The sequence below is a fragment of the Mucilaginibacter sp. P19 genome (genome assembly GCF_050632265.1).
Classification (GTDB): Bacteria; Bacteroidota; Bacteroidia; order Sphingobacteriales; family Sphingobacteriaceae; genus Mucilaginibacter; species Mucilaginibacter gossypii.
Genome location: NZ_CP192586.1, coordinates 243,734 through 258,130, shown reverse-complemented (window position 1 = coordinate 258,130; position 14,397 = coordinate 243,734). Strand labels below are relative to the sequence as shown.

General features: G+C 38.4%; 13 protein-coding genes and 1 pseudogene. 8 read left to right on the top strand and 6 right to left on the bottom strand.

The features are described 5' to 3' along the window. Positions 1-33 precede the first annotated feature (33 nt). Positions 34-936, bottom strand: coding sequence for a helix-turn-helix domain-containing protein (locus tag ACQ86K_RS01310; protein ID WP_090531134.1), 903 nt, complete (start codon positions 934-936; stop codon positions 34-36). Positions 937-1,253: 317 nt separating this feature from the next. Between ACQ86K_RS01310 and ACQ86K_RS01305 the strand changes: the two genes are divergently transcribed. Next, positions 1,254-1,580 (top strand): hypothetical protein, encoded by a 327-nt coding sequence (locus tag ACQ86K_RS01305; protein ID WP_431199653.1) that lies wholly within the window; start codon positions 1,254-1,256, stop codon positions 1,578-1,580. 117 nt (positions 1,581-1,697) lie between these two features. Here ACQ86K_RS01305 and ACQ86K_RS01300 read toward each other — a convergent pair whose 3' ends face one another. After that, the gene (locus tag ACQ86K_RS01300) at positions 1,698-2,429 is read right to left on the bottom strand and encodes a class I SAM-dependent methyltransferase (protein ID WP_431199652.1); all 732 of its coding nucleotides are present in this window, start codon (positions 2,427-2,429) and stop codon (positions 1,698-1,700) included. Positions 2,430-2,599: 170 nt separating this feature from the next. On the opposite strand from ACQ86K_RS01300, the gene ACQ86K_RS01295 reads away from it, so the two are divergent. From ACQ86K_RS01295 to ACQ86K_RS01265, 7 genes and pseudogenes are all read left to right on the top strand, one after another. Then, positions 2,600-2,944, top strand: coding sequence for an AAA family ATPase (locus ACQ86K_RS01295; RefSeq protein ID WP_431199651.1), 345 nt, complete (start codon positions 2,600-2,602; stop codon positions 2,942-2,944). Next, positions 2,935-3,204, top strand: coding sequence for a hypothetical protein (locus tag ACQ86K_RS01290; RefSeq protein WP_431199650.1), 270 nt, complete (start codon positions 2,935-2,937; stop codon positions 3,202-3,204). The genes ACQ86K_RS01295 and ACQ86K_RS01290 overlap by 10 nt, the downstream gene beginning before the upstream one ends. A gap of 520 nt (positions 3,205-3,724) precedes the next feature. Then, on the top strand, positions 3,725-4,135 hold the full coding sequence (locus ACQ86K_RS01285; protein WP_431199649.1) for a plasmid mobilization protein: 411 nt from the start codon (positions 3,725-3,727) through the stop codon (positions 4,133-4,135). Beyond that, positions 4,102-5,337: a relaxase/mobilization nuclease domain-containing protein gene (locus tag ACQ86K_RS01280; protein ID WP_431199648.1), complete on the top strand. Its 1,236-nt coding sequence runs from the start codon at positions 4,102-4,104 to the stop codon at positions 5,335-5,337. Before ACQ86K_RS01285 ends, ACQ86K_RS01280 begins: the two co-directional genes overlap by 34 nt. Positions 5,338-5,348: 11 nt before the next feature. After that, a pseudogene (gene mobC, locus ACQ86K_RS01275) lies at positions 5,349-7,291 on the top strand (conjugal transfer protein MobC). 113 nt (positions 7,292-7,404) lie between these two features. Next, entirely contained in the window at positions 7,405-7,995 is a 591-nt protein-coding gene (locus tag ACQ86K_RS01270) for a MauE/DoxX family redox-associated membrane protein (protein WP_431199647.1), read from the top strand. 67 nt (positions 7,996-8,062) lie between these two features. After that, on the top strand, positions 8,063-8,305 hold the full coding sequence (locus ACQ86K_RS01265; protein WP_431199646.1) for a hypothetical protein: 243 nt from the start codon (positions 8,063-8,065) through the stop codon (positions 8,303-8,305). Positions 8,306-8,503: 198 nt separating this feature from the next. Here the strand turns inward: ACQ86K_RS01265 and ACQ86K_RS01260 are convergent, their stop codons facing one another. From ACQ86K_RS01260 to ACQ86K_RS01245, 4 genes are all read right to left on the bottom strand, one after another. Next, positions 8,504-9,658, bottom strand: coding sequence for a TlpA family protein disulfide reductase (locus tag ACQ86K_RS01260; RefSeq protein WP_431199645.1), 1,155 nt, complete (start codon positions 9,656-9,658; stop codon positions 8,504-8,506). Between the two features lies 1 nt (position 9,659). Continuing rightward, entirely contained in the window at positions 9,660-11,015 is a 1,356-nt protein-coding gene (locus tag ACQ86K_RS01255) for a RagB/SusD family nutrient uptake outer membrane protein (RefSeq protein WP_431199644.1), read from the bottom strand. A 5-nt stretch (positions 11,016-11,020) separates the two neighbouring features. Beyond that, the gene (locus tag ACQ86K_RS01250; RefSeq protein WP_431200770.1) at positions 11,021-12,967 is read right to left on the bottom strand and encodes a SusC/RagA family TonB-linked outer membrane protein; all 1,947 of its coding nucleotides are present in this window, start codon (positions 12,965-12,967) and stop codon (positions 11,021-11,023) included. 144 nt (positions 12,968-13,111) lie between these two features. Next, positions 13,112-14,305 carry a TonB-dependent receptor plug domain-containing protein gene (locus ACQ86K_RS01245; protein ID WP_431199643.1) on the bottom strand — a complete coding sequence of 398 codons (1,194 nt, stop codon included), beginning with the start codon at positions 14,303-14,305 and terminating at the stop codon, positions 13,112-13,114. Positions 14,306-14,397 lie beyond the last annotated feature (92 nt).

Sequence of the window (14,397 nt, the reverse complement as noted above, 5' to 3'; positions counted from 1 at the left end):
ACATTACATTAATCAAACCAAAGGTTACAAAATTCAAACATTTCGGAACGAGCTTGGCGTTTGTTGGGTTTGTTTCTTGAAAAAGTTATTAAAATGTGTCGGCTCCTCAAAGCCCAGGCAATAACCAATTTCAGAAATGTTCCAGTCTGTATGCCTTAATAATGATTTGGCTTCGCTCAGCAGCCTGTCGGCAATATGATCGGTAGTGGTTTTGCCGGTAGTTTCGCGGATTGCCCTGTTCAGATGGTTTACATGCACCGAAAGCCGTTGTGCAAAATCATTGGCCGATCGCAATACAAACCGCTGTGAAGGGGTTTCAATAGGGAACTGCCTTTCAAGCAGCTCGGTAAATACTGATGTTATGCGCGATTTGGCATCAACATGCTTATAAACATTTTCGGATGGTTCCGTTTTAAGCGCATAATAAATTACTTCCGTAACATAATTACGGAGCAGATCATATTTAAAAGCATACTCGGTATTAATCTCAGACAGCATTTTCTGAAAAAGAGCGGTTACATAAGCGTCCTGTTCATCATTTAAGGCATAAACCGGCTTGGCATTAAGGCCAAACATCGGAAACTCGCTTAAGCCGGTACGGAATTTCTCCAGAAAAAACTCCTCAGTAAATATACAGAAGAAGCCTGTGCGATCATCAGACATGTGCTCAAATGTATAAGGTACCATGGCACTGAAGAACATCAACGTTGAACCCGAAAGCTTGATACTTTTATCGGCATAATGAATGATGTTATCGCCGCGCATCAGGCTGATCTTATAAAAAGTACGGCGGCTGTAGGTTACTTGCTTTGCGTTAGGGCCAATACAATCCTCAATCCTGAATACATTAAAGTGACCGATGCTTTGCTGAAGGTTACCGGGCAGCCAGTTAACCTTTCTTTGATAAAAATCTTGAAGTGTTTCTGCTTTCGACATAAAACAAAGTTACAAAAATCAAACCAAGGCTTCAAAACAGGGATAATTTAATATTTTGAGGCAAACAAAAAAACCTTTAAATCATATGATTTAAAGGTTTTTGAACATTTTTAAAATGCTTCTTAGCGGAATGGACGGGACCGTGACCACTCCAGCAATGCGTTATATTACAGGCATTTATAATTAAAGAAACCTATTAGTCACCGTGAAGGTCACGAGTTAACTCTGAGGTGTTTTCTATTGATTTAAAGAACTTTTGTTAAATCAAAAATACGAAATTGACCCGAACTTTCGGTCATTAAATCTACCTTTATTTTATGATTTACAAACTTTATAGGAAAGCAAACGATGAAGATGCCGGCCAGGTTTTAGCAATTGTTGCGCAAACAGAGGCCAGGGTCAATATTGACGACATAGAACTGTATGTATTCAAAAATGGCAACCCTGTCGAATTTGAATTTTATAGCGGCGATAGAATGAAAATGGCTGGTGAAGGAAGACCTTTGTGGTCTGTAATAACCTGGCCGCTTAACCACAAATGGGAAGAGCTTGCTGAAATTGATGATATAATGGCTTGGTCCAAAGAGTTTAACGCAGGTAAGGATTCAACCGCTGGGAATTTGCAAAAATTCTTCAATAGTTGATTGTAATTATAAGCGGAGCGTCATTGTTCTACCTTCTATAATTACATAAAACTGTAAATACATAAATCTTTATAGCTGTATTTATTTAATTATGTATTTCTATAATCATGTAATAGTTTAACGCATTTTATAAACAGCTATTAAATCGCTTTCCGGATTATTTATCAAATTTTCATCCTTTAATGATTTCCTTTCTTTTTTATTGGAGATCTTTAAATGATCCATGTACTTGTCAAGCCATCGCTCCTGTGTTAGCATTTCCTTTTTAGAAAAGTAGCGTTCAGTTTCAGAATAATAAACTCGTTCAAAACCCACAGATTCAAATAAACTGTCCAGATCTGCTAACGTAAAATAATGCTTAAAGTAATCGTTGTTTCCAGGTTTACTTGGATCATTCATATAATACTTATCGGAATGAACCCAGGCATATACAAATGAGCCGGACATTAAATTCGCCTTCAATTGATCGATAATTTGTCCGCATTCCTGCAAATTAAAAAAATGTAAAATGTTCGCCAGAAAAACGACCGAATATGGTTCAGATGGGAGAGCATCGACTAACAAGGTAAGATTCAGCAATTGAACATCTGCTGTATTACTTGGCAGCGCATCTAATCTATTCTTCAATAATTTCAGTTGAACCTTATCGTTGTCAATCCCTATCAGCTTTCTTTTGGTATCGAGATAATCAAAAAGAAATGTGGTTTGACCACAACCTATATCTACAATAGCGCCTTCAACGAATTCGTTCTCATAGTGCCTGAGGGGATTTTGCAATTCCCTGATCAAATCTTTTGTTGAGTAAATTTCTGAGTAAGCCTCCCAATAAAGGCGCATCTGTACATCCATAGGTACCAAATTACATAATATAGGATTTGTAGCCTAATTCAATTTCCTTAAAATTATGAACTCCGACTCGGACTAAATCGGAGCATATCGCCACGACGTAATTCCACCTTTGCTATGTAATTCTACAATTGAAGAATTATGTATTTACAAACTTTTAGAATTATATAATTATGGCAAAGATCATCACCATCGCGCATCAAAAAGGAGGCGTAGGAAAAAGCACCATGGCTTTAAATCTGGCTTTGTGTTTTAAAGACCAGCTAAGTGTGGCGTTAGTAGATTCAGATTTACAGGGTAGTTTATATCATGCAAGGGAGGATTTTCCGGATTTGACAGTTTTAGCTGCTGAAAAGGTTAGTGATATCCAGAAAATGGATTTTGACCTTATTATCATTGACACCCCACCCTATTTATCAAACAGGCTCACTGATTTTTTTTGCTTTCGGATTTTGTATTGGTTCCAACTAAGGCAGGTTTTTTTGATGTTATGGCTATCCGATCAACCTTGGCTTTAATCAGGTTCGCGCAAGCAAAAAAGCCAGCATTAAAAGCAGGCATTGCGCTAAATATGGTTAAGTACAGATCAGGGGTTACTAAAGATGTTGCCGAACTTCTACAAGACATGGGAACCCCATTATTAAAAACTATGGTACATGATCGCGTAAGCATTACCCGAAGTGCAATTACGGCTGGAATTCTAACCGGCACTGATCAAAAAGCCAAAGAGGAGTTTACCTCACTTGCGGAAGAGGTAGTAGAATACATAAGTGCATAAATAAAAAAATACAGATTTATGTAATTACATAAATGGAAGATTACATAATCACATGACCAAGGTGCTATGGAAGACTATAAGAAGAAATTAGGGGGCTGGCTGACAAGCTAAAAAAAGATCCTCCTAAAACGCCAATTCAAGAAGTACACCCGGTTAAGAGCGTTGAAGACCCTAAAGAAGCCGAGGCCCAACTTAATGTTTGGATACCTAAAAGCCTTCTTAAAAAAATGAAAGGATACGGAATTGAACATGATCTTTCATTAAAGGATATTAACATTCAGGCGTTGCAATCATTCCTCAATATCAACGTAAAGACGTCAACAGAAATAGAGACATAAATCATCATCCGTCATTAAGGACATCACCAGATCAGTTGACCTGGCCAGGAATTAAACTGCTGTCTTTTTGCAGTTAGCAAGATGTACGTTTGTACCACAAACGAATCTTGCCCTTCCTCCAAAGTCGTCAGGGGAACAGTGATCAAACGCTCCGAAGTCGGTTTGATCTGATAATTTAAATCATGGCAGAGGCTGAAGAAAACAGGTCCAAATGGATCAAGATTAGACTGAAACCCACGGAGCAAGAACTGCTGGAAAAGCGGTACAAGAAAACCACTTTCCATTGTTTAAGTGAATATGCCCGGACACTTTTATTGGGCAAGCCCGTAACCATCGTTACCCGCGATAAATCCATGGATGAGGTACTTGAGGAATTAATGGTTTTACGCAGAGAACTTAATGCGGTAGGTAATAATCTTAATCAAGCTGTAAGGAATATCAACAGTGCACATGGTGATGCTGATGACCGTCTTTGGGAGGTTTTGCTTCAGTTAATTAACGGTAACCTCAATCCAAAGATTGCTGAGATCAAAAACAGAATAGCTAATTATTCACAATTATGGTCGCAAAAATTGAAAGCGGAAAAAGCTTAATCGGCGCATTGAATTATAATGAGCGAAAGGTCAATGTGGGTAAGGCTAAACTGATCATGGCGCAATTATATCCGAAGGAGCCGGGTCATTTATCTTTTGACGAAAAGCTTTTCAGATTAACTGACTTGGCAGCGCGTAATTTCAGGACAAAAACTAACACTGTCCATTTATCGCTGAACTTTGATCTGAGTGAAAATCTTTCACAGGAAAAACTTTGTCAGATCGCTGACAGCTATATGGAAAAAATCGGCTTTGGGCAACAACCGTTTTTGGTTTACCAGCATTTTGATTCAGGGCACAATCATATTCATATTTTAACTACCAACATTGATGCTGATGGTACCAGGATAAGCTTACATAATATTGGAAAGCTTAAATCAGAACCCGCACGGAAAGCAATTGAACAGGAATTTGGATTAGTAAAAGCGGAAGAGCAAATCAAAGCAATACAAATTAAACAGCAGATAAAACCTCTGGTCTATGGAACTACAGATACGAAAAGAGCAATTACCAATATCGTAAACCACATTGCCCAGACCTATAAATTTACCAGCCTGCCAGAATTTAATGCGGTGTTGGCAGGTTACAATGTCATGGCCGACAGAGGGCCAAAAGAAACAGTAATGTTCAATCAAGGTGGATTAAGATATTGGGCCTTGAGCGAGGATGGCGTCAAAACTGGCGTTCCCATTAAAGCCAGTTCGCTTTATAAAAAACCAACTCTGAAATTATTAAATGAACGATTCAAATTGAATGGATTTCTACGGAAGCCGTTTAAAGGGCCAATTTGTAAATCACTTGATAAGGCACTCTCAATTTCGCTAAATCACCAGGAACTTAAACAGCGATTAATTGGCGACAATATTGAATTACTCATTCGTAAAAATGCGGAAGGTCGGATTTACGGGTTAACATTTATTGACCACCAAAATAAAGTGGTGTTTAATGGTAGTGATCTTGAAAAAGGTTATAGCGCCACTGCCATTGAAACACGTTTTGAGTTCAATCAAAGATCATCACAAGGTGAAGACAATATAGGTGTGTTCAGACCAACAACTTCGGTGGAACAAGCCATTAAACAGGAATCAGCCTCAGCTGGTTTTGATTTATTAGGCGATTTGCTAAATCCGGTAGATCAGTCGAATTCACAAAATCTATTCGAAAAGAAAAAGAAGAAAAAACGCAAAAAACTTAAGCTTTAAAAATTAAGATTATGCAAACAGGAGAGAACGAACAAGCACTTAGGAAAATCACCGACTTTACCAGATTTTTGGCCATCGTAATTTTAATCCTTCATTTTTATTTTACCTGCTATGCAGCATTCCACGAACTGCATCTAACTCATAAAGTTACCGATCACATCTTGGTCAATATTTATAAGCTATCATTTTTCAGAAATGGCTTATTAACCAAATTGGTCGCCATGGTATTTCTAATGGTTTCACTTATTGGGACTAAGGGTAAAAAGGATGAAAAAGTCAAGTGGGCAAAAAATATAATTTATGCAGGGGTAGGGTTGTGCATTTATTTTCTTGCAGGGCTCTTATTGCATTGGAACTTTTCTTTGTTGACGACGGCTGCTTTGTATATCGGAATAACTTCAGTAGGCTTCTTATTATTCCTTGCTGGGGTTAGTAAAATGTTCCGGATCATCAATCTCAATTTGACAACAGATATTTTTAATGCAGAAAACGAAACCTTTCCACAGGAAGAACGGAAACTGGAGAACGAATATTCCATTAATCTACCAGCAGAATATAATTACAAAGGCAAAACCCGAAATAGTTGGATAAACCTGATCAACCCTTTCCGCGGCTCACTGATCTTAGGCACACCAGGTGCAGGTAAGTCTTATTTCGTTATAAGGCATATTATCACCCAGCATATCAAAAAAGCATTTAGTATGCTGATTTACGATTTCAAGTTCGACGACCTTTCTATCATTGCTTATAACGCTTTATTAAAGCATGCTGGTAACTATAAAAAAAACCGAGCATTTGGTTTATTGATTTCGACAAGATAAAACATCGCTGCAATCCGCTTGACCCAGACCGCATGGAGGATATTACCGATGCGATGGAATCTTCGCGAACATTTATGTTGGGGTTAAACCGGGAATGGATAAAAAAACAGGGGGATTTTTTCGTAGAGTCGCCGATCAATTTTGTGACGGCCTTATTCTGGTTTCTCAAAAAATATGAAAATGGCAGGTACTGTACTTTACCACATGCGATTGAACTGGCCCAGGTGGACTATGAAAACTTGTTTACCTTATTACAAAAAGAGCCTGAAATTGAAGTGCTGATCAACCCCTTTATTTCAGCATGGAAAAATGAGGCTTATGACCAACTGGAGGGACAGATTGCAAGTGCCAAAATCAGTATGGCCAGGTTGGTGTCACCTGCTTTATATTATGTATTAAGCGGAAATGATTTTTCGCTCGACCTGAATAATCCGGAAGAACCTAAGATCATTTGCCTGGGGAATAATCCGCTTAAACAGCAAGTCTATGGCGCTGTATTGAGCCTTTATATTTCAAGAGCGATTAAGCTGGTCAATCAAAAAAACAAGCTAAAAAGCAACCTGATCTTCGATGAATTTCCAACGATATATTTTAACAACATCGATAGCCTGATCGCGACTGCACGTAGCAATAAAGTGGCAACGACTTTGGCAGTACAGGATTACAGCCAGTTAAAAAAGGATTATGGCAGGGAGCAAGCCGAGGTTATCATGAATATTGTAGGAAATATCATATCCGGTCAGGTTACCGGTGATACTGCCAAACAATTAAGTGAGCGATTTGGCAAGATCATGCAGGAGCGGCAGAGTGTTTCGATTAATAGTCAGGATACATCCATCAGTAAATCTACTCAACTTGATTTTGCTATACCGGCTTCAAAGATTTCTACTTTGTCCTCCGGGAAGTTTGTGGGTTTAGTTGCAGACAACCCGGATGAAAAAATCAATTTGAAGGTTTTTCATAATTCGATCATCAATGACCACAAAGCGTTAAAGGCTGAAGCTGATAATTATAAACCCATCCCAAATATCAGAAACGTTGATAATGATATGCTAACTGCCAATTATTTTTCCATTAAGGCAGATATCACCGCCATGATTCAAAAGGAGGTTCCCGCTAAGGTTGAAGAATAGTTTTACAACCAGGGGTGGTAAAGGGTGGTTGAATATTGATCACATTTGTTTATCATAATTGAATAAAACAACCGCCCTTATATTGCCTGAAAAGAAAATTTCAATTTAACTTATTGAAAAACGAAGCAGATAAGTTATACCCCATTTCCCCCTGTTTTCACTTTATAAACTACCGTTATTTTGTTTTAAAAGAAAGTAGCTTATTCCCTTATCAAAAGATAATAATCATTATGAAAAAAGTATTCACCCTCTTTTGTACATTATTGTTTCTTATCCTATTTGCCTATACCTCAACCAGTAAGTTTTTGGACTATGAGAAATTTGTTTTCCAAATGAAACTTGCCCCTGTAACGATGATGTCAATTTTTGCCCCTGTTCTCGGCTGGCTGATACCAGCCATAGAAGCTGTTCTTACAGTAGCTTTATCTTTTGGGATTTTCGACCCAGCCGTAAATAAAAAGGCTTTATTGGCATCAGTAATTTTGCTGTCCCTATTTGAAGCTTATATCGCCATTATGCTGCTATCAGGCTCTCAATTACCTTGTACATGTGGAGGTATCATTTCTTTCATGCGCTGGAAACAGCATTTGGTATTCAATGCTTTTTTTATCATCGCCGGCAGCATATCTATTTGGTTGTTGAATAAATTAAAACACGAGAATTTTCCTTTAAAGGATAATCATAAAACACTTTCACGCGCGTAAGGACAGGTAGTGCCATTGCCTGTAATTTTAACCAATGGCGTAATTCATAAACTTAATACATAACATTATGAAAAAGCTAAAAGTAGGCTTATTAGCCTTATTACTGACCGCAGGTATTGGCGGTGCTGTCGTTCAAAAAATTCAGGCTGCTCCTAAAGCCGGTGCTCAGGAGTACTCCTGGAATAACGGTGAATTTACCGGCACAGAAGCCGAAGCCAGAACCCATTACAGCTGTCCAACAGGTAGCAATGTTACCTGTGCAACCGGAACAGCTGATGGTGTTCCTGATCTCGTTATCAAAAAACCTTAACTGTTGGTTAGGCAAGATAATAGCGCACACCCTGAGTGTGCGCTATTATAATTTTATTTCTCAATATCTGAAAGTACTATACAATCCAAATCTCTTTGTTCTTCCTCAATTGTTAAACCATACGGAGCCAGCGATTTTTTAACTTTGGCTAAATCACTGAAATCCGTGCTCATCCTGAAATCAACCACAATTTCCGGATTAATACCGGTTCTCGTCCATGAGCGTATGCGGTGGCATATAATGATCGCCATTAGTCCAGGCAACGAATCGGCCCCAGGGAAGATGTACCCTTAATTCCTTTCCCTCAATGAAGTCATAGATGTTATTGCCCGTTTGTTGCGCAAGATATGAATTCCCATCATTCAGTTTTTTAAAAACCAAACAGGTCACCCTTTGTTTTTGCAAGCTGCTTTGAACATTAAAAAATAGATCGAGTTCTGATTGGATGTGTTTAAGAACGCGGTTGGTTGATATATTTTTGTTGACCCTTAGTTCGTATATATACCCTTTATCAGGATCTGCAAAATGTGCGGAATCATTAAATGTCAAAATTACCCGGTCGTTGTTTAATGGGTATTTATTGCTTGAATAGCCATAAGCTAATTTATAAAGTTCTTTAAAAGTAAAGGTATTCCCGCTAATCATTTTATATTTCTTCAATCTTAAGCCATCTTGTATCTGGCTTCCTGTTGTGTACTTAGTCAAATCCAATGGAGCCAGATAAGATTGTATATATAGATTTTTACCCAGGTACGGATACATTTGAACAATTAGAGGAATATCTGAATCCGGATTGGGAATGGTATCTTTCCTTTTTACGACGACCTCGTTACCGGAAATGAATTTTCTTACGTTAACATCAGTGACGTCATTTTCTTCACTTATGTTTTTAATGATTCCCCTGTCATTGATCCAAACATACTGAGGCACAAACGTCAGATTAAAATATCCAGCCAGCCTTTCTTTACCATTAATAAATGGCAATTGATTATTTTTGACGTTTTCAGCCCGAATCGCACATTGTTTGACTTCATTATCTGAATTTTTAGTTACCATGATGACTTGGATGCTGTCCCTGAAGCGTTTTTGCAGTTGTTCGACCTTGGGCATATAATCGATGCAGGTGCCGCAGTAAGTCCCCCATAAATCAAGGAGGATTAATTTTTGCTTCAAATTGGATAACCGGATAGTTGGCGTTTTATAATTACTTACTTTGAAATAAACATCAGGGAGCTTATCGCCAATTTTCAGAAATGCTTTTTTTGCTACCTGTGTATTTTTTTGAGAATAGGCGGCTGTGACGGACAATGCCAGTAAAAACAGCGGAATGATTTTCAATAATCGCATTTTCATATCAATAGCCCTGGTTTTGCTTTAAGTTGGGATCTGTGTTCATCTCATACTGTGGAACTGGCAAAACGACTCCGGTAGGTTTCCAGCCACTTTTAGAACTGCTATTAATTAAATTTAACGTACCCGTTCTCTTAAGGTCAAGAAAACGGTTTCCCCATTCAGAGAATAACTCAGATCGTCGTTCGTGGTAAATAGCAGACAAAAGAGACGATTTATCGATTGCACCTATATAATCACCAAGACCTGCACGATGCCGAATAACATTGATATCTGATATCGAACCGCTAATATTATTTTGCTGGGCACGAGCTTCCGCACGAATAAGGTACTGCTCACCAGCTCTTAACACGATTAAATATTCAGGTGATATGCTGTTGGCAGTAGCGTTACGATATTTATAAGGAGAATAATAGGTGGTGCCGCTTACAGTAGTTGGTAAAATCCAATTTAATTTACGCTGATCACCATTCTCAAAGGAATTGAGTTGAGCTAAGGTATAGAAATATAATGGAGCGCCTCCGCTTGGCACAAGGTCTGGGCTCTTATAAATATACCCGAACTGCGTCCAGAAGGATAGTATTGTTTCCGTGCTATTTGCAGAAAATACATTAGTAATAGCCGGCAAGGGTGTGTACAATCCTGAACCAAGTACCAAAGAAGCTGTTGCTTCAGCGTTTACCCAATCTCGTTGCCATAAATAAACTTTGGCTAATAACGCCAAAGCTGCAAATTGATTTGCTCTGACTTTACCCGCACCTAAATAGGTAGCAGGCAGGCCATTTTTAGCATCCGTAAGGTCCAAAATAATCTGTTTATATACTGTGGCCGAATCTGATTGTGCTGCTTTTGAGCTAAGATTAACATCTGTTTTTAAAATAAGAGGAACGGTTCCATAAGTATTGATCAAATGAAAATAAGTTAAGGCTCTTAAAAATTTAGCCTCACATACAAACTGAGCGGCAGTTTTTGATGTAAGATTAGTTGCTTTGGGAGCTTCTTCAATTATAAGATTGGCGCTATAAATAGCAAAATAAGATGCCTTCCAAAAATTTGCATTGGTCGTATTGGAAGGTGCAACAGAACCTTGTATATACTGGAGCGTTTCATCTGTCGATCCGGAATACTGCAATTCATCTGAATAACAGTCCATATAAATATTATAATTGGGGTCGATGGTATTATTAAATAGCGCATAAACGTTTGCCATAGCTGCTAATGCAGAAGTACTATCAGCAAAAATTTTATCTGTTGTCAACTGATTTTGTGGTGTTCCCACTTCGAGCACTTTTTTACATCCCGCTATCGCGAGGACAAAACCGAATGCACATAGGATTTGAGTTATATTTTTTGATTTCATTATTTCTAAAAGCTTAATTGGGTACCTAAAACGATTGAGCGCAATGGCGGCAGATTTTTACCTGTTTCTGGGTCGAGAAACGGATTGCTTTTATGCCACCAGGTATAGACATTCTGACCTTCAGCATATATACGCAAGCGATCTATACCAATTCGGGAGAGTGATTTAGCCGGTAATGAATAGGAGAATGATATATTCTTAAGCCTTAAATAGGAGGCATCGAAAAAGTCCCCAGATGAACCGCTAAATCTTGCATCAGAAGTTCGTGAAGCTTTTGGAACACTGGCGATATCTCCAGGGTTTTGCCAGCGGTTTAAAGCATATAAATAATTGTTTCGGTAGTTGCCGGGTGTAGAGGTCATATCGCCTCTGCTCATCTGTTTTGTAAATTGTCCGAAAATATCAAGCTGCCAATTTTTATAAGTGAATGAATTTCCGAAACCTCCATAAAAAGCAGGTGTTTGTTTTCCATTGGTGGTATAAAAATAGGGGCTCGTTGAGGTACTACCTGGCTCGGTAGCGTAGATGACTTTCCCTGTAGCTGGATCTATTAAGTTTATATGGTACCCGTAAATTCGGGTGATATCTTCCCCGATAGCAAGGGTTTTGGAATAGCTCGAATTTGCGAAATTTTGAAAACTGACCAGCGTGTTTTTAGGGAGAGTAATATTAAATGAAGTCGTCCAGCTAAAATTCTTTTGTTGTATATTTTTCGTGTTTAATTCAAATTCCCAACCTGTATTTTGTACGACAGCAGGTAAATTTGCTTGATAACTACTAAAACCTGTGACGGTAGGTATGGCATAAGCCACTAATTGATTAGAAGACCTGTTCTGATATCTTCCTGCTGTCAGGAGTAATCGGTCTTTGAATAGGCCTAATTCAATGGCGAACTCCAATTTTCTATTAACCTCCCAATGAAAATCTGCGTTTGCTACAGTATAAGGCTGTAGTCCTGCAACATTTTGATAGTTCAATCCATAGTTAATAAACGTTGAAAGATATTGATAATCGGAAATCTGGTCATTTCCAACTATACCATAGCTTCCTCTTAACTTTCCATAACTAATAAATGGTAACGTCTCTTTAAACCAGGACTCCTGACTGAATAACCATGCAGCTCCCACCGAACCAAATGTTCCGAATTGATTTCCAGGTCCAAAGCGCGATGAACCATCCCGCCTTATGGTTCCGTTAAATATGTACTTATTGTCAATATTATAATTTACTCTGCCAAAAAAGGAAATGTATTTATATTGCAGATAGCTGTTACTTATACTTCTGATCACCCCAGCAGAGGCTAAGTTTTCCAAAAGTTGGTCGCTGCTGAACTGGCTGGCATCTATTGATTGTCCCGTATTTAGTGAACTTTGATAGGTGCTGCCCGCCAAAATATTAAGGGTGGATAATCCAATACGTCGAGTAAAATTTAAGGTGGGCTCAACAATGACAGATTGATTGGCGTTATCCGCAAAATAGGAATAATTGACAGGGCTGTTTTTAGGGTTTTGAGAACTTAACGGAAAAGTTTGAACCTGGTTAATGTTAACTTTATTATAACCGATACTGGTGTTGAAGTCTAAATTATTGAGTATATTATATTTCAATACGAGATTGGTTAAAAAATTATCTGTTCGTACTTTTAGCCTTGCGTTAATATCTGCAAGAGGGTTAAGCCCATATTGCCAATTAATTGAGCCATCCGAATTTGTTAGAGGAAAGTTAGGCGGCATAAAAATGTCGCTCTTGTAAGAAAACACAGGGTTTACCAGATGGTTCGCATCCACATTATATACACCTGAAAGTGTAATAGAAAACTTATTATTTATGCTCCTGTGTTGTATATTATAACGGATTCCTCCCCGTTGGTAAAGATTTTCACCAGGCAAAATCGTTGTTTCAGAATGAAAATTTCCACCAATGGAGAAGGTAGTATTTTTATCTCCCCCGATAGATTTGCTTGCAGGTCGGTTGTGTGGCCAGTGCCTCCGAGGATGTAATCAGCGTAATTAGTACTTTGGGTTTGACTATATACGGTTAGGTCTGGAGCATAATTTGCCGATGTTGGATCAGAGGAAGGAACTTTGCCATCGTTTTTAAAAGCCTCCCGACGAGATTTCTAAATATTGTTGTAAATCTAACAGTCGGGGTTCACTGGCAGTGGTATTAACGCCTTGGGATAGATTCAGATCAACCTTTGTTTTTCCAGCTTTGCCCTTCTTTGTCGTAATTAATACCACCCCATTCGAGGCGCGCGAACCATAAATAGCTGTTGCATCTGCATCTTTAAGGATACTAATACTTTCTATATCGTCCGGGTTAATACTATTTAAAGGACTTACCAAGCCATTAATAGCACTACTGCCAATTCCTGAATTTGCATTCATCAACGTGGTAGAAAAGGGAACGTCATCGATTATATATAGAGGATCAGTACCTGCTAAAATTGAGCCCTTCCCTCTTATCTGAACGCTTATCCCTCCTCCGGGCAAACCATTAGTGGTTTGTACAAAAACACCTGCAGCCTTGCCTGAAAGGGCAGATAGCACATTTGTAACTGGCTGTTTTTCTATTTCAACCGCACTTAGTGTAGAAACGCTACCGGTATTTAGCCGTTTGGAAACCTTGCCATAACCAATTACCTGAATCTCATTTAATTTTGAAGGATTGGCATGTAGAGTAACTTTAAGGGCAGTTGCCTCGGAATGTGCAATAAAGGAAGTTGACCTAAAACCAATAAATGACACCTCGATTTCATCACCTTCGTTGGCACCAATTGTAAATGTGCCATCGGGATTAGTTAGGGCAATTTTATTACTGGTTTTTATCTTAAGTGTAGCGCCTGGCAAAGGATTGTCGAGCGTATCTGTAACCTTACCAGTAACAATTACAGGGGTAGCAACTGATTGTTCTATTGCGGTAATAGCGTTAGGTTTTAAAGTAACAATTACCATCTTTTCCTGTAAAATATATCCCAAAGACTGACCAATGAAGATTTCATCTAATACTACCTTTAACGGCTGATTTTTCACATCAATGGTTACGGGTTTTGCTGATTTCAGCACGCTGTTAGATGCCAGAAAATCATAACCTGTTTGCTTATTGATATCAAGGAAGACTTTTTTGAGTGGGGCGTTCTTTTCAGTTAAGGATACATTCTGAGCTTTGGTGTAAGCGCTGGCCTGAAGGATAGTGAAGATGGTTAAAATGATTATAGTCTTCATTATACGTAAGCCTTGGATAGCGCGCAGGGGGATACGCGCTTTACTTTTAGGGTAAAACTTATACATTTGTAATACATGGGTTTAACCGGCTGCATTCATTTTCCAGATGCGGGCAGCCGTGTTGGTTAATAGTTTTAAATTATTGATCACCTATATAA